Origin of the sequence: Neopararhizobium haloflavum, from assembly GCF_002750855.1 — a bacterium.
GTDB classification, from domain to species: Bacteria; Pseudomonadota; Alphaproteobacteria; order Rhizobiales; family Rhizobiaceae; genus Georhizobium; species Georhizobium haloflavum.
Genome location: NZ_NWUC01000006.1, coordinates 245,554 through 260,405 on the forward strand (window position 1 = coordinate 245,554; position 14,852 = coordinate 260,405).

The window sequence follows — 14,852 nt, forward strand, 5'->3', positions numbered from 1 at the left end:
GGCCTTCTTGAATTCGCGCGGAACCTATGTCTTTTGCACAAGGCTTGCAACACTGTTTGTACGCGCTGGCCTGAGACTTTTTGACACTTTTTGGCCAATCTTTACAGGGGTTCGATGACCGCACGACATGCATCACAGACGATCGTTCTGATCCCGGCCCGCATGGCCTCCACGCGCCTGCCCGGCAAGCCGCTCGCTGATATCGCCGGTCGGCCGATGATCGTTCAGGTCGCGGCACGGGCCCGCGAAGCCGATATCGGGCGCGTCGTCGTGGCCACGGACAGCGCCGAAGTGGCCGAAGCCGTGCGCGCAGCGGGCTTCGAGGCCGTGATGACGCGCGCCGATCATCGCTCCGGGTCCGATCGGGTTGCAGAGGCCCTGGCGACGCTCGATCCCGACGGTACGGTTTCGACCGTGGTGAACCTTCAGGGTGATCTGCCGACGATCGAGCCGCGCTCCGTGGCGGCCGCCCTCGTTCCGCTTGGCGACAGCGCGGTCGATATCGCGACGCTTTGCGTGGAGATCAAGGACGCGGCCGAACGCACCAACCCGAATGTGGTCAAGGTGGTTGGCTCGCCGATTGGCGCCGACCGTCTGCGCGCGCTTTATTTCACGCGCGCGACCGCGCCTCATGGCGATGGACCGCTCTATCATCACGTCGGCATCTATGCCTATCGCCGAAAGGCGCTTCAACGCTTTGTCGACCTTGCGCCGTCGGTGCTGGAGCAGCGGGAATCGCTCGAGCAGCTGCGTGCTCTCGAAGACGGGATGCGTATCGATGCTGCGATCGTGGAAGCCGTTCCGCTCGGCGTCGATACGCCTGACGACCTTGAAAAGGCCAGGGACATCCTTGGCAAGACCCACCGCAACGGACAATGAAAATGACGAAAAAGACCGGCAAGATCGCCTTTCAGGGCGAGTTCGGCGCAAATTCCGATATGGCCTGCCGGGACATGTTTCCGCAGATGGAGCCGTTGCCCTGCGCGACCTTCGAGGATGCCTTTGCGGCCGTAGAAAGCGGTGCGGCGGACCTTGCGATGATACCCATCGAGAACACGATAGCTGGCCGGGTCGCCGACATTCATCATCTGCTGCCCGAGTCGGACCTGCATGTTGTCGGCGAGTATTTCATGCCGATCCATTTCCAGCTGATGGTTCTGCCCGAAGCGGAGCTTTCCGATATCCGCTCGGTACACAGCCATATCCACGCGCTGGGCCAATGCCGAAAGATCGTCAGGGAGAATCGATGGAAGGCCATGGTCGCCGGCGATACCGCGGGGGCGGCGAAGCTGGTCGCCGAAAAGGGCGACCGCACGATGGCGGCCTTCGCGCCGCGCCTGGCCGCCGATCTCTACGGCCTCAAGATTCTGGCGGAGAATGTCGAGGATACCGAAACCAACGTCACCCGTTTCGTCGTCTTGTCACCGAATGAACAATGGGCACCGCGCCGCAATGCCGATGACATCATGGTGACCACGTTCATCTTCCGCGTGCGCAACCTGCCGGCCGCGCTTTACAAGGCCATGGGCGGCTTTGCCACCAACGGCGTCAACATGACGAAGCTCGAGAGCTACCAGCTGGGCGGAAAATTCTTCGCCTCACAATTCTATGCCGACGTCCAGGGTCATCCAGACGATCCAAACCTTGCCCGCGCTCTCGACGAGCTGCGCTACTTCTCGCGTGAGATCAAGATTCTCGGCGTCTATCCGGCGCATCCGTTCCGTGTGACGCAGATGGAGCAGGAGCAGTTGGAATACGTACCGGCGAAATGACTGCTGTCGCCACAGCCGCTCCCGCTGTCTGTTTCAGGCAGCGGGAGCGGTGGTTTCAGATCAATGCCGATCAGGCGACGACGGTCGCATCCAGAAGAATGCCGTTTTCGATCTGACCGAGCACGGCCATCTGGTTCTCGTCGCTCTCGGAGAACGAGGCAAGGACCTTGGCCCGCGACGTTCCGTCGTCGAGGACGCCGGTCCAGTAGGCCTCGCCGCTGGCATCCGCGTCGCGGCCAAGAACGTTTTGATACATCACGTCCACGAACGCGTCGTCGCTCAACATGTCGTTGTCGCCGAAATTTGCGGTGAACTCGTCGGAGTTGAGCAGCGCGTCCGCGACGTTGACGAGGCCTTCACCGCCATCCAGCCTGTCGACCCAGAAGGTCAGGCCTTGTTGATCGGGCATGCGCCCGAGGACGGCTTCGTATAGCCGGTAGGCCTGTCCTGCATTGCCCTGGATGTCGAGCGCCACGATGTCGTTGGAAACAGCGATCCGGCCATCTGTCAGATCGGTCAGCACGTCCTCGGAGCGGACGGAGAATATTTCGCCGCTGGCGATCGGCAGAACGGCCTTGTACCCCGGCGTACCGTCCGCTTCCCCTTCCGTGCCCATGCCTTGGCTTCCATCGAGTGAGCGCCCATGCAGAACAATTTCGCGGGCCGTCAGGTTGTCCGCTGTAATCTGCTCGCTGAGCCGCAGGTCGTCGGGATTGAGAGTATCCAGATCGTAGGTCGTGGTTTGCACGAAACTATCGCCTGCCGGTGTCGGAAAGTCGGGGATTTCTCCACCCTGCGGATCGGAAAGCGACAGCAAGATGGGCCCGTACTGTCCGGCCGCTTCGGCAAGCTCCACGACGCCATCGCCATCGGCGTCCTGATCGAGCGTCGGTGAAACGGAATTCTGGACGCTGCCATCATCGGCGACGGCGAAACCGTGTATGTGCTGAGGGTGCGGCTGACCGGCCTCAACGCCTTTGCCAGTGGTGAGGACCGTCAGCGTCTGCGCGTCTGAATCGATAGCGATGAGTGCGCCGCCCGTGGCGCCTGAATTGTTGAGCGTTGTCAGATTGACCTTGAAAAAGGCATCGGCATCCAGAAGCAGGTTGTACGCCTCGCCGAGGCTTCCGAGTTTTGCCGTGTCGATTGCCATTCTTGGTTCTCCTCCGGTTTGTGAAAAATCATGGCGCATGGAACTCCATGCACGCATGCAACCGAAGGTATACGCAGGCAGGAGACCTAGGGTTTCAGGGTCGTGCCGCCGAAATCGTCTCGGCAGCAAACGAATGAGCCCGCCGCTCAGGGGAAAGCGACGGGCTCGGGGAGGTCATTCGATTGATATGAACATAATGCGGCAGAGCCGATTAGGTTCCATCGGCGCTGTCGTCAGCCAATCCCGACCCAGTCGCGCAGCAGCCGGTTGGCGATCGTGCCGTCATTGGCCGTCGTCAGTTCGTTCGGAATCCGCTGCAGGAGGCGCGCCGCCTCCTTCCGCGTGACCCACCGGCAGTCTTCCAGTTCTTCGCGATCAAGGTCGATGTCGACGCTTTTCGCCTCGGCGTAGAAACCGATCATGATGGAGTGCGGGATCGGCCAGGGCTGGCTGGCGTGATAGCGCACCCGCCCGATGGTTATTCCGGCTTCCTCCAGGGTCTCGCGGCGCACCGCGTCTTCCATCGTTTCGCCCGGTTCGAGAAAACCGGCCAGGCAAGAGTAGAAACCGGTGGGGAAATGCGGACTACGCCCGAGAAGGCATCGGTCGCCGGCTTCGTCGATGGTCAGCATGATGACCACCGGATCGGTGCGCGGAAAGATCAGCGCGCCGCACCCGCCGCTCTCTGGTGCGCAGCGGCGTCGATAGCCGCCCGCTTCGCTCACGGTCTTTCGGCCGCACGTCCCGCAGAACTGGGCCGACTGGGACCAGTTGATGAGGCTTGCCGCCTGGGCTATCTCGCCGACGGTCGCCGCGTCGAAACCCCCATCCGCATAGACCGCCCTCGGTGTCGTCATCGCAAAGCCCGATGGAAGCTGCTCTTCCATGATGCCTAGAGGGAGTGCCATTCGCGCCGCGCCGTCGGGGTCGTAGCCGAGCACGATCGCGCCGCCATGGTCCGGCACGCACGCTTCGGCGCTCTGCAGCGACAAGAGCGGCGAGGGAGCCACGCCGTTGGTCGCCAGCACGAGCCGGCGCGCGGCAAAGCCGTAGCAACGGGTGCGCGGATCGTTGAATGCCCGCGCGAGGCATTCGGGATCGCGATATTCGGACTGGCGATCGATGCGGTTGCCGGCAAAGGCCAGAAGGGCGCTGGCCTCGGGGCCGCGAGCCGATTCTTCGAAGAAACTGACTGGCATGGCGATCAAAGCTGGTCGAGAATTTTGGTCACGATCGCACGGTCGTCCCCGTGGTCATAGGGCTCGCCTGTGCCATGGCCCCAGACCGGACCCGGCCATGCGGGGTCACCCTCGTTTCGTGCCACCACGTGAATGTGCAATTGGCTCACCATGTTCCCGAGTGCGCCGATATTCAGCTTCTGGCAGCCGGTCGCCGTCTTCATCGCTTTTGCGGCGAGCGACATTTCGAAGGTCAGCATGGTCTGGTCGAGCGGTGTGAGGTCGTGCAGTTCCAGGATGTCAGCCCGTTGCGGCACCAGGATCATCCATGGCCAACGACGATCGTTCATCAGGCGCATCGCGCAAAGCCCGAGCGAGGTCATGGGCAGGGTGTCGCGCTCAAGCCTTGGGTCGAGCGTCCATTTGGTCATCGTCGCATCTCCTTGGCGCTCGGCCCCTCGCCGATCAGCCCGAACCTCACCAATGGGCCGGATCCTTTGGCGATGGATATGAGTTTTTTCGCCCTCCGGCTTGCAATTGGCAAGCCTTTTGACGATATCGGGGCCGGGAGGTTGGTGGTGGACGAGCCACTCGCCAACCGGGTCAGGTCCGGAAGGAAGCAGCCCTAACGAGCCACGGCACGGGTCACTGTGCCAGCCTCCCACCTGCTTGCCCGGCAACGGGCGCCATCTGCCCGACGCAGATACCGCTTTGCCGTGGATCATGCTGCGTTGACCCCAAGGTGGCCTCGGGCGAAGATGGCTGACCCGCTGGTTCGCAACCGAGGACAAGAAGCTGCCGATGAAGGTCTCTCGCAAGCTATTTCGTTCCAGCGACAGCTGCTGCCTCTGATGGCCGATATGGAACGCAGCATGTGGGATGAGGCGAGCCCGCCGGATGGCCAGCCGGCTGAATATCGCGTTCTCGCCCGCAAGTACCGCCCCAAGGATTTCACCGATCTGATCGGCCAGGAGCCGATGGTGCGAACGCTGACCAACGCGTTCCGCACCGGCCGCATCGCCCAGGCCTACATGCTTACGGGCGTTCGCGGCGTGGGCAAGACGACCACCGCCCGTATCCTCGCGCGCGCACTGAACTACCGCACCGATACGGTCGATGAACCGAGCATCGATCTGGCAAGGTCGGGAGATCACTGCAAGGCGATCATCGAGGGGCGCCATGTCGACGTCATCGAGATGGATGCCGCCTCGCACACGGGCATCGACGATATCCGCGAGATCATCGAGCAGGTGCGCTATCGCCCGGTGTCGGCGCGCTACAAGGTCTATATCATCGACGAGGTCCACATGCTTTCGACGCAGGCCTTCAACGGCTTGCTGAAGACGCTTGAGGAGCCGCCGCCGCACGTCAAGTTCATCTTCGCCACGACGGAAATCCGGAAGGTGCCGATCACGGTTCTGTCGCGCTGCCAGCGCTTCGACCTGCGCCGCATCGACGCCGGGCTTCTGGTCGAGCATTTCCGCCGCATCGCCGATGCCGAGAAGGTCGAAGCCGACGATCTCGCCCTGTCCATGATCGCTCGTGCTGCGGAGGGCTCCGTGCGGGACGGCCTCTCGCTGATGGACCAGGCGATCGCCCATGGCGGCGGCCGCATCGAAGCCGACGCCGTGCGCTCGATGCTGGGCCTGGCGGATCGTGGCCGCGTCATCGATCTCTTTGCACATATTGCCGGTGGCGACGTGGCGGCCGCGCTCGCCGAATTTCGCGATCAGTACGATTCGGGCGCAAACCCGCCGGTGGTCCTGACCGATCTTGCCGATTTCACGCACCTGGTCACGCGGTTGAAATTCGTGCCCCAGGCAGCAAACGACCCTTCGCTCAGTGAGGCGGAACGTTCACGCGGCGGAGAACTCGCGGGCAAGCTCGGCGTCCCGGTGTTGTCGCGGCTGTGGCAGATGCTGTTGAAGGGCATCAGCGAAACGGAAGGCTCGAACCGGCCGTATTCGTCGGCAGAGATGGTCCTCATCCGGCTGACGCATGCGGCGCATCTTCCCTCCCCGGAGGATGCGGCCCGGCAGGTGCAGGCACTCGCCGATGGTGGGCAAGGGGTAGCCGTCCCCGGAGCGCCCTCCGGCTCGCCCGCCGGATCTTCGATGTCGACGAGCGTTGCGAGCGCGCCGCGCAGCGAGCCGGCGCCGCCGGCAAGCCAGCCGCCTCCGCATCGGCCCGCGCAGGCATCAAGCCAGCGCATGCAGCTTGTCGCGCAACCTGCCCCCGAGCCCGAGGCAGTTGCTGTCCCTCATCCCGAAGCGCCGTCGCCGGTTGTCTCCATGACCATCGACGATATCGTGGATCTGGCGACCGAAAACCGCGACATCAAGCTCAAGACACTCGTTCGAACCTGCGTCAGGCCGGTCAGCATCGAAGCGGGACGACTTGAGGTAAGCTTGACGGACGAAGCGCCGAAATCGCTGCTCGGCGATCTCGGTGTCGCGCTGGAAAAATGGACCGGCCAGCGTTGGATGGTGACGCTTAGCCGCGAGACCGGTGCGCCCACCGTGGCGGAAGCCGAAGCGGCCGAACGCGACACCCGCGTGCGCAGCGCACGCGAGGATCCGGACGTCGCTGCCATCCTCGAGCGCTTTCCGGGCGCCCGGATCACCGACGTCAGGATCACCGCCGAAGAGGCTCCGGACGAAATGCTGCAGTCGGAGGAAGGCGATGTGCTTCCCGCCGGCGACCAGGAAAACGAGACCGAGGGCGAGTGAACCGCCCTGCGACAACACGAAAACGGGAGACCGACCATGCGTGACCTGATGGGCATGATGGGCAAAGTGAAGGAAATGCAGGAGAAGATGGGCGCGCTCCAGGAGGAGATCGCCGCGCTCGAGGTCGAGGGCACCGCCGGTGGCGGACTGGTCACGGTTCGTTTGAACGGCAAGGGCGTCATGCTCGGCCTCAAGGTCGATCCATCGCTGTTCCGCGAGGAAGAAATCGAGGTGCTGGAAGACCTGATCATGGCCGCCCACAACGACGCCAAGGCCAAGGCCGAGGCGGAGATGCAGAAGAAGACGCAGGACCTCACGGCCGGGCTGCCGATCCCGCCGGGCATGAAGCTGCCGTTCTGATCGAGCCGATCTACGACGGACATGGCTCTGCAAGATCCGGGTCTTCGTAGTGCTCCTTGTAAGAGGCGATGAGCCGGTCGATCGCCTGGCGTGTCACCTGGTTGTGACGCTGCGAAAATCCGAGCGATGCCACCATCTTCCAGTGCCCGTACATCAGGCTGACGAAGAGAAAGCCGATTTCCCGGCACGCCGTCTGCGGCAGATCGGGATGGGACAGCTGGATTTCGTGCGCCACCGTATGATGCAGCAGGGAGTATTGTTCGTAGAGATTGCGGCGAACCCGGTCCGAACCGGCGGCGAGCGCGAACATGGCGTCGTAGATTTCGTCATCCTCGGGTTTGGCGAGGTCATCCTTGGCCAGCGCATTGAAATAGAAATCGAGAAAGACCGACAGACGCTCGCGCTTGTCGGCCGCGATGATGCCTTTCATCAGGCGGTCGCGATAAACGGCGGCGAGCCCGTCGCACACCGCAACCATCAACTCTTCGGGATCTGCGAAGTAGTGGCGGATAAGCTGTCGCGACAGACCGGCTTCCGAGGCGATCGTGTCATAAGGCGGCAAGGGCAGACCGCGCTTCTTCATCGCGGCCATGGCTGCCTGGATGATCTCCGGCTTGCGGAATTCGGCCACGGGTCTCGGCATCACGATGTCCGTTGATCAGGAATCGGTAAATCGAACCGCATCGACGCAATCAGCACCCAGTCGTCGGTGCGCCCCTTTATGGGATGCTCTGCCATCTCTGTCCATCCGCCAGCGTCGTTGCGGGGTGACAAGAACAACCATCCGTTGCACTCTGTCGGCGGGTCTGTTCAGCATGAGTTCATCGGTGCCGGTGTCCAATAAGCCATGATCGGCGGGAACGGGTACTGCGTTTGGCGCGTTTCCTGCCGTTGAAAAAAAACGTTCTTGGAGAGTGGATAAATGGCTCAGGTCGACCTTTGGCAACCCTTCGATATGCTCGGCTTCGCTGGCTTTCAGGGAGACATTTATGAGGCTGGGGGCAGCCGCATCGTCGTTTCGAATGGCGTCCACACGGCATATTACTACGGCAGCTTCAGCTACGATTATTACGGCGACGTATACGGCACGCTCAACGCCGTCGATTATTATGAGGGCAACACGCTGACATTCGCTGCGGACGATTTCGCAGTCGATGCCAACGACTTCGCCTATCTGGTCAACACGAACCAGGCGCAGACGGCGATTGATTTCGTCATGGCCGGCAATGATGTCGTTGAAGGATCCAACGGTGATGACGTCATCACCGCCTATACTGGCAACGACACGCTTTATGGCAACGATGGCGACGACGAATTCTTCGCCGGCGCCGGAGCCAACGATATCGATGGCGGACGCGGCCTCGACTTTGCAAATTACCGCGCGGACTCCTTCGATTTCGATATTCAGTTCACCGACGGAGCGGTGATCGTCACCAACAACCGGAATATCGATGATCGACTGTTCAACGTCGAGCGGATCGACTTCGACGACGCGACTTTGGCGCTCGATCTCAGCGGCAACGCCGGCCAGGCGTTCCGCATCTATGAAGCCGCATTCGGTCGTTCCCCCGGCGAATCCGAAGTCGGCTATTGGATCAACAGCATGGATGATGGCTGGTCGCTTGAGCAAGTCTCTGCACGCTTTATCGACACGCCGGAATTCGCCGCGCTTTATGGGTCCAATCCAACCAATTCCGACTTTGTCGACCGCATTTATTTCAACGTGCTTGACCGTGAGAGCGATGCTGGCGGCGCTGCCTATTGGGAAGGCCAGTTGAATTCCGGCGCCATGTCGGACGCCGAGGTTCTGGCGCGCATTTCGGAAAGTCCGGAAAACGTTGCCGCCGTCTATCCGGAAATCGCCGACGGCATCTGGTACACGGTCTGACCGCAGGCGGGCTGCCCTGCCAAGGGGTGGCCCGCCGATTTTCGGTAGGCTGCGCCGGCTCGGCGATTTCTTCGCGCGATGACTTGCGCTAAATGACGCCCATGGCAAAGCGCGTTACCGGTCCCGAAATCGAAAAACTCATCCAGCTTCTGGCACGGGTCCCCGGCCTTGGCCCGCGATCGGCGCGTCGTGCCGCGCTCCATCTCATCAAGAAGAAGGAGCAGCTGCTTGGGCCGCTGTCGGACGCCTTGAGCGAGGCGCGTGACAAGGTGCGGATATGCGGTAGGTGCGGCAACGTCGATACGGCCGACCCCTGCACGGTCTGCACCGACCCGAATCGCGACCAGTCGGTGGTGATCGTGGTCGAGGATGTCGCCGATCTCTGGGCGCTCGAACGCGCCAACGCGATGAATGCGGCCTATCACGTTCTCGGCGGAACCTTGTCGCCGCTCGACGGTATCGGGCCGGACGATCTCAACATCGCCGGCCTCATCGACCGCGTGACCGCCGGTGGCATCAGCGAGATCATCATCGCCGTGAACGCGACGGTCGAGGGGCAGACGACGGCCCACTATATCATCGACAGGTTGGAGGGTCTCGCCGTGCGCATCACGCGTCTGGCCCATGGCGTGCCGGTGGGCGGCGAGCTCGATTATCTCGATGAGGGCACGTTGTCGGCGGCGATAAGGGCGCGAACGACGTTCTGACCGCCGCACGAAAAAGCCGCCGACCATCACTGGCCGGCGGCTTCGTCAAACGAACCCCTGGGATCAACGATAAACGTAGACGATCTGGCGATTGCTCGGATCGACCAGAACGGGCTGGCTGTTCACGTTGACATAGCGGTAATCGTAGTCGGGAACCTCGGTCAGGGCGACCGTCTCGGGTACCTGTGCACCGACGACGACTTCGCCTTCGAGATAGACGGGTTCGACCTGGTTGGACTGAACGTAGGTCGTGACGTTTTCCGGCGGATCGATGATTGCGCCGCTCGCGCCGCCTGCCGCCGCACCCGCGACACCGCCGACAACCGCGCCGATCGGGCCGCCGATGAGGGCACCGGCAACCGCACCGCTCGCACCGCCCATGACGGCGCCATCGTCGCCGCTGCCTTCGTCATAGGTGGTAACAGGCACTCCCATATCCTGGTAGCGTTCGGTCACGACGACCGTTTCGCCCGACATGTCCGCGGCAAGATAGTCCGAATAGGCCCATCCTTCGCCGGCCGGAGTGGTGACGGTGCACCATTTGCTGCCATCGATGCAGCCGTTGATCGTCGCCTGTTCCCCGGCATTGATCACGCCGGTCACCGGATATTGCGGGCCGGGGCCGGAGCGGATGTTGAGATCGGTCGTTGCCGAAGCGGTCGACTGGGCAAAGGCCGCGCCCGATGCGATGAGAGTCACGCCGAGCACTGTTGCCGACGCCAGCTTGGTGAATGTGTGGCTCATGGGGAAATCTCCAGTTGTTGTTGTTCTTGCCGTCCCTTCGCCCCAAGAACGACAGTCGGGCCACTTCGTTCCACGTCCTCTTTCGCGGTGACCAGCCCTCAACTACGGTCGTCAGACTGAATCGGAACGTTGAAGGAGGCCGCATATGGCCTGGCGCGCGATCATCCTTGCACTCGCAGTGCTTTGCTCGGCATGGAGTGCCGCAGCGCAGTCACGCGCCGATGTCGAGAGCCAGTTTTCCAACTGGCTGAGGGACGATCTCTGGCCGGCCGCGCGCCGCGCCGGCGTGTCGCAGCAGACGTTCAACGCGGCCTTTTCCGGCGTCAGGCTGGATTGGGACCTGCCCGACCTCGTGCCGCCCGGATCGGCGCCGCCGGCAACGCGACGCCAGTCGCAGGCAGAGTTTCGCTCCCCCGCCGCCTATTTTTCCGAATCGAGCTTGCAGAATCTCGCGGCAAGCGGTCGCGCTCTCGCCAGCCAGCACCGGGAGGCCATTGCCGCCATAGAGCGGCGTTATGGCGTGCCCGGTCATTTCCTCATCGCCATCTGGGGTCGCGAGTCCGGGTTCGGCCGCGCCGACATTCCGCATTCGGCGATCGATGTGCTGGCCACGAAGGCGTTCATGTCGACCCGTCCCGAACTCTTCCAGGGCGAGCTTCTGGCCGCGCTCCAGATTCTCGAGCGCGGTGACATTACACCCGAGCGCATGAAGAGTTCCTGGGCCGGCGCCATGGGCCAGCCGCAATTCCTGCCGTCGAGCTATCTCAAATATGCCGTCGATTTCGATGGCGATGGCCGGCGCGACATCTGGCAATCGGTGCCGGATACATTGGCGTCGATCGCCAACTACCTCGCGCAGTCGGGTTGGCAGCGTGGGCGTGACTGGGGCTTCGAGGTGACGATACCGGGCAACGTCTCCTGCGCGCAGGAAGGGCCGGATCGCGCCCGGCCGATCGCCGAGTGGGTCGGGCTGGGCATAACCCGCGTCAGCGGCAGCGCCTTTCCCGAGCACGAATTGCGCGGCGCTGGCATGATGCTCGTGCCGGCCGGCCGTCACGGGCCGGAATTCATCGTCACACCGAATTTCTATGTGTTCAAGCAGTACAACAACTCCGACAACTATGCCCTCTTTATCGGCAATCTGGGAGATCGGATCGCCTATGGCTCCGGTGCGTTTCGAAAGGGCTGGGGCGATGTCGGCTCCATGCTTCGTTCGGACATCGCATCGATGCAGCAGCGGCTCGTCGCATCGGGCTACGATGTTGGTGGCGCCGATGGCCTGCCGGGCTACAAGACGCGGCGGTCGATCGGGGAATGGCAGGCCCGCAATGGCCACGCGCCGACCTGCTTTCCCGACCGCGCTCTTTTGGGTGCGTTGCAATAAACGCTTGCACCGAAAGCGGGAATTCGGTCCTATGCCCCTGAAGCAGGTGAGGACCGCACGACGGATGGCAGCTGGAATGCACGGCGTCCAAGCGAAAGAAGCCGGTGATGTGACCGCGCGTGTGGATGCCGCACGGGACGATCTGGTCGCGTTGACGCAGGATCTGATCCGCATCCCGACGCTCAACCCACCCGGTGATTGCTATCGGGACATCTGCGATTATCTCGCGGCGCGCCTGAAGCGCAGCGGCTTCGCCGTCGAACTGCTGCGCGCAGAGGGAACGCCCGGCGACAGCGACCGCTATCCACGCTGGAACGTGGTCGCCCGCCGCGAGGGTCGGCGCCCTGGACCCTGTGTGCATTTCAACTCCCACACCGATGTCGTCGAGACTGGAAAGGGATGGACGGTCGATCCCTTCGGCGGTGAGGAAAAGGACGGACGGATCTATGGCCGCGGTGCGTGCGACATGAAGGGTGGGCTCGCCGCCTCTATTGTCGCCGCCGAAGCCTTCATCGCCGCATGCCCTGATTATCCCGGAGCGATCGAGATTTCCGGTACGGCCGATGAGGAGACCGGCGGGTATGGCGGCGTCTCATGGCTCGCGGAGAAGGGCTATTTTGACCCCGCCCGCGTGCAGCACGTCATCATTCCCGAACCGCTCAACAAGGATCGGATCTGTCTCGGGCATCGCGGCGTATGGTGGGCCGAAATCGAGACGCACGGGCGCATCGCGCATGGATCGATGCCTTTTCTCGGCGATTGCGCCGTCCGTCACATGGGCGCTGTCGTGCAGGAGATGGAAGCCTCGCTCTTCCCGGCGCTGGCAACACGCACGACGGCGATGCCTGTCGTGCCCGACGGCGCGCGCCATTCCACAATGAACATCAATTCGTTTCACGGCGGCCAGGCCGAGCCGGAACCCGGCTACACCGGGTTTCCATCGGCATGCGTGCCCGATTCGGCTCGAATGATCGTCGATCGGCGATACCTGATCGAGGAGAATGCGGAAGATGTGCGCCAGGACGTCGTCGACTTGTTGGAACGCGTGAAGGCGGCGCGTGCGGGGTTTTCCTATGATCTGCGCGAGCTCTGGCAGGTCAGCCCGACGATGACCGATCGGGATGCGCCGGTGGTGCGCTCCGTCGCTCGTGCGATCGAAGCGGTCTTCGATCGGCCTGCAAGCTACGTCGTGTCGCCCGGCACCTATGACCAGAAGCATATCGATCGCATCGGGCGGCTGAAGGATTGCATCGCCTACGGCCCGGGCATTCTAGATCTGGCGCACCAGCCGGATGAGTATGTCGGCATCGACGACATGATGGAAAGCGCCAAGGTCATGGCACTCGCACTCTGCGATCTGCTGAAGCCGGCGGAGTAGAACCTGGATCGGGCCGGCCGCGGGGCACGGCCGCACATTGGAGGAGGACTGGAACGTGAAGGCCTTGTTGAAGCTGGTGGCTCTCGCCGTCGCCATGAACCCGCTGACCGCGCTTGCGCAGCAAACCGGTGCCACGATCGGCATGCAGCTCGAGCCACCGAACCTCGACCCCACCGCCGGCGCCGCGGCGGCGATCGACGAAGTCGTCTACGCCAATCTCTTCGAGGGGCTGACGCGGTTCACCGCCGATGGCAGCGTCGCGCCTGCCCTCGCGCGCGACTGGGAGATATCCGAGGATGGGCTGACCTACACCTTTACCCTTGCCGAGGACGTGACGTTCCATGACGGCTCGATCTTCGATGCCGACGACGTCAAGTTCTCGCTCGATCGCGCTCGCGCCGATGACTCGATCAACGCGCAAAAGGTGCTGTTCGCGGACATCGAGTCGGTCGAGGTCGTCGACCCGCAGACCGTCGAGGTGACCTTGTCGCGCCCCAACGGGTCCTTCCTCTTCAATATGGCCTGGGGCGACGCGGTGATCGTCGCGGAAGAAACGGCGGGCGATAACGCGACCAATCCCGTGGGAACCGGGCCCTTCGCCTTTGCCGACTGGGTGCGCGGCGACAGCGTGACCCTCGCGCGCTATGACGGTTATTGGGGCGAGGCGCCGAAGCTGGATACCGTCACCTTCAAGTTCATTTCCGATCCGACCGCTGCATTCGCCGCCATGATGGCCGAGGACATCGATGCGTTCCCCAACTTCCCGGCGCCGGAAAACCTGCAGCAGTTCGAAGCCGACCCGCGCTTCTCGGTCATCGTCGGCTCGACGGAAGGCGAAACGGTTCTCGGGATCAACAACGCAAAACCGCCATTCGACGACGTGAAGGTGCGCGAGGCGATTGCCCACGCCATCGATCGGCAGGCGATCATTGACGGCGCGATGTTCGGCTACGGCACGCCGATCGGCACCCATTTCGCGCCTCACAATCCGGCCTATGTCGATCTGACGGAGACATCGGCCCACGATCCCGAGCGCGCCCGCGCTCTGCTTGAGGAAGCTGGCCACGGCGAGGGATTTCAGACCACGCTCAAACTGCCGCCGCCCGCCTATGCCCGGCGAGGCGGGGAGATTCTCGCCTCTCAACTGCGCGAAGTCGGCATTGAGGCCGAGATCATCAATCTGGAATGGGCGCAGTGGCTCGAAGAGGTGTTCACCAATGGTGACTTCGATCTGACCATCGTCTCCCATACCGAACCGTTGGACATCAACATCTACGCGCGGCCCGACTACTACTTCCACTATGACGATGCCGATTTCCAGGCGCTGATGACCAGTCTCGACCAGACGGCCGACGATGGCGAGCGGGCCGAAATCCTCAAGCAGGCACAGGAGAAGATCGCGAGCGACTACGTCAATGGCTACCTGTTCCAGCTTGCCAAGACGGGTGTCGCCAATGCCAGGCTCAAGGGTCTTTGGGAAAATGCACCGACACAAGCCAACGACATGACGGCCGTCTATTGGGAAGAATAACGGGAAAGGGCGCGGCCGCAACGGGATG

General features: G+C 62.7%; 14 protein-coding genes, 1 other RNA gene and 1 pseudogene. 10 read left to right on the forward strand and 6 right to left on the reverse strand.

The window, feature by feature from the left end; all coding sequences use genetic code 11:
• Positions 1-114 precede the first annotated feature (114 nt).
• The gene (locus CN673_RS14660; RefSeq protein ID WP_099867098.1) at positions 115-879 is read left to right on the forward strand and encodes a 3-deoxy-manno-octulosonate cytidylyltransferase; all 765 of its coding nucleotides are present in this window, start codon (positions 115-117) and stop codon (positions 877-879) included.
• 2 nt (positions 880-881) lie between these two features.
• Positions 882-1,772: a prephenate dehydratase gene (locus tag CN673_RS14665; RefSeq protein WP_099867099.1), complete on the forward strand. Its 891-nt coding sequence runs from the start codon at positions 882-884 to the stop codon at positions 1,770-1,772.
• A 70-nt stretch (positions 1,773-1,842) separates the two neighbouring features.
• Here CN673_RS14665 and CN673_RS14670 read toward each other — a convergent pair whose 3' ends face one another.
• From CN673_RS14670 to CN673_RS14680, 3 genes are all read right to left on the reverse strand, one after another.
• On the reverse strand, positions 1,843-2,925 hold the full coding sequence (locus CN673_RS14670) for a DUF4214 domain-containing protein (protein ID WP_198586005.1): 1,083 nt from the start codon (positions 2,923-2,925) through the stop codon (positions 1,843-1,845).
• A 233-nt stretch (positions 2,926-3,158) separates the two neighbouring features.
• On the reverse strand, positions 3,159-4,124 hold the full coding sequence (gene nudC / locus CN673_RS14675) for an NAD(+) diphosphatase (RefSeq protein WP_099867210.1): 966 nt from the start codon (positions 4,122-4,124) through the stop codon (positions 3,159-3,161).
• 5 nt (positions 4,125-4,129) lie between these two features.
• Entirely contained in the window at positions 4,130-4,534 is a 405-nt protein-coding gene (locus CN673_RS14680) for an HIT domain-containing protein (RefSeq protein WP_099867101.1), read from the reverse strand.
• 136 nt (positions 4,535-4,670) lie between these two features.
• Between CN673_RS14680 and ffs the strand changes: the two genes are divergently transcribed.
• From ffs to CN673_RS14695, 3 genes are all read left to right on the forward strand, one after another.
• Positions 4,671-4,768, forward strand: an RNA gene (gene ffs, locus CN673_RS14685) — signal recognition particle sRNA small type.
• Between the two features lie 186 nt (positions 4,769-4,954).
• Positions 4,955-6,832 carry a DNA polymerase III subunit gamma/tau gene (locus tag CN673_RS14690; RefSeq protein WP_099867211.1) on the forward strand — a complete coding sequence of 626 codons (1,878 nt, stop codon included), beginning with the start codon at positions 4,955-4,957 and terminating at the stop codon, positions 6,830-6,832.
• Positions 6,833-6,868: 36 nt separating this feature from the next.
• Complete coding sequence (locus CN673_RS14695; protein ID WP_099867102.1) at positions 6,869-7,192, forward strand: YbaB/EbfC family nucleoid-associated protein; 324 nt, start codon at positions 6,869-6,871, stop codon at positions 7,190-7,192.
• 10 nt (positions 7,193-7,202) lie between these two features.
• Here the strand turns inward: CN673_RS14695 and CN673_RS14700 are convergent, their stop codons facing one another.
• Positions 7,203-7,835, reverse strand: coding sequence for a TetR/AcrR family transcriptional regulator (locus tag CN673_RS14700; RefSeq protein WP_099867103.1), 633 nt, complete (start codon positions 7,833-7,835; stop codon positions 7,203-7,205).
• 279 nt (positions 7,836-8,114) lie between these two features.
• Here CN673_RS14700 and CN673_RS14705 point away from each other — a divergent pair, with 279 nt between their 5' ends.
• Positions 8,115-9,080 (forward strand): DUF4214 domain-containing protein, encoded by a 966-nt coding sequence (locus CN673_RS14705; protein ID WP_099867104.1) that lies wholly within the window; start codon positions 8,115-8,117, stop codon positions 9,078-9,080.
• 101 nt (positions 9,081-9,181) lie between these two features.
• Positions 9,182-9,787 (forward strand): recombination mediator RecR, encoded by a 606-nt coding sequence (gene recR / locus CN673_RS14710; RefSeq protein ID WP_099867105.1) that lies wholly within the window; start codon positions 9,182-9,184, stop codon positions 9,785-9,787.
• Positions 9,788-9,850: 63 nt separating this feature from the next.
• Here recR and CN673_RS21575 read toward each other — a convergent pair whose 3' ends face one another.
• Both CN673_RS21575 and CN673_RS21580 read right to left on the reverse strand, forming a co-directional pair.
• Positions 9,851-10,063: a DUF1236 domain-containing protein gene (locus CN673_RS21575; protein ID WP_370853058.1), complete on the reverse strand. Its 213-nt coding sequence runs from the start codon at positions 10,061-10,063 to the stop codon at positions 9,851-9,853.
• Positions 10,064-10,285: 222 nt separating this feature from the next.
• Positions 10,286-10,531: pseudogene (locus CN673_RS21580) on the reverse strand (SH3 domain-containing protein); the annotation flags it as partial.
• A 145-nt stretch (positions 10,532-10,676) separates the two neighbouring features.
• On the opposite strand from CN673_RS21580, the gene CN673_RS14720 reads away from it, so the two are divergent.
• The 3 genes from CN673_RS14720 (at position 10,677) to CN673_RS14730 (ending at position 14,824) form a co-directional block, all read left to right on the forward strand.
• On the forward strand, positions 10,677-11,915 hold the full coding sequence (locus tag CN673_RS14720) for a lytic murein transglycosylase (RefSeq protein ID WP_099867107.1): 1,239 nt from the start codon (positions 10,677-10,679) through the stop codon (positions 11,913-11,915).
• A 64-nt stretch (positions 11,916-11,979) separates the two neighbouring features.
• Positions 11,980-13,293 (forward strand): acetylornithine deacetylase/succinyl-diaminopimelate desuccinylase family protein, encoded by a 1,314-nt coding sequence (locus tag CN673_RS14725; RefSeq protein ID WP_245409921.1) that lies wholly within the window; start codon positions 11,980-11,982, stop codon positions 13,291-13,293.
• Positions 13,294-13,387: 94 nt separating this feature from the next.
• The gene (locus tag CN673_RS14730) at positions 13,388-14,824 is read left to right on the forward strand and encodes an ABC transporter substrate-binding protein (protein WP_099867212.1); all 1,437 of its coding nucleotides are present in this window, start codon (positions 13,388-13,390) and stop codon (positions 14,822-14,824) included.
• Positions 14,825-14,852 lie beyond the last annotated feature (28 nt).

Bases quoted from the DNA above. Each gene is read 5' to 3' on its own strand.
- CN673_RS14660 (WP_099867098.1), top strand. From the start codon at position 115: ATGACCGCACGACATGCATCACAGACGATCGTTCTGATCCCGGCCCGC.
- CN673_RS14665 (WP_099867099.1), top strand. From the start codon at position 882: ATGACGAAAAAGACCGGCAAGATCGCCTTTCAGGGCGAGTTCGGCGCA.
- CN673_RS14670 (WP_198586005.1), bottom strand. From the start codon at position 2,925: ATGGCAATCGACACGGCAAAACTCGGAAGCCTCGGCGAGGCGTACAAC.
- nudC (WP_099867210.1), bottom strand. From the start codon at position 4,124: ATGCCAGTCAGTTTCTTCGAAGAATCGGCTCGCGGCCCCGAGGCCAGC.
- CN673_RS14680 (WP_099867101.1), bottom strand. From the start codon at position 4,534: ATGACCAAATGGACGCTCGACCCAAGGCTTGAGCGCGACACCCTGCCC.
- CN673_RS14690 (WP_099867211.1), top strand. From the start codon at position 4,955: ATGGCCGATATGGAACGCAGCATGTGGGATGAGGCGAGCCCGCCGGAT.
- CN673_RS14695 (WP_099867102.1), top strand. From the start codon at position 6,869: ATGCGTGACCTGATGGGCATGATGGGCAAAGTGAAGGAAATGCAGGAG.
- CN673_RS14700 (WP_099867103.1), bottom strand. From the start codon at position 7,835: ATGCCGAGACCCGTGGCCGAATTCCGCAAGCCGGAGATCATCCAGGCA.
- CN673_RS14705 (WP_099867104.1), top strand. From the start codon at position 8,115: ATGGCTCAGGTCGACCTTTGGCAACCCTTCGATATGCTCGGCTTCGCT.
- recR (WP_099867105.1), top strand. From the start codon at position 9,182: ATGGCAAAGCGCGTTACCGGTCCCGAAATCGAAAAACTCATCCAGCTT.
- CN673_RS14720 (WP_099867107.1), top strand. From the start codon at position 10,677: ATGGCCTGGCGCGCGATCATCCTTGCACTCGCAGTGCTTTGCTCGGCA.
- CN673_RS14725 (WP_245409921.1), top strand. From the start codon at position 11,980: ATGGCAGCTGGAATGCACGGCGTCCAAGCGAAAGAAGCCGGTGATGTG.
- CN673_RS14730 (WP_099867212.1), top strand. From the start codon at position 13,388: ATGAACCCGCTGACCGCGCTTGCGCAGCAAACCGGTGCCACGATCGGC.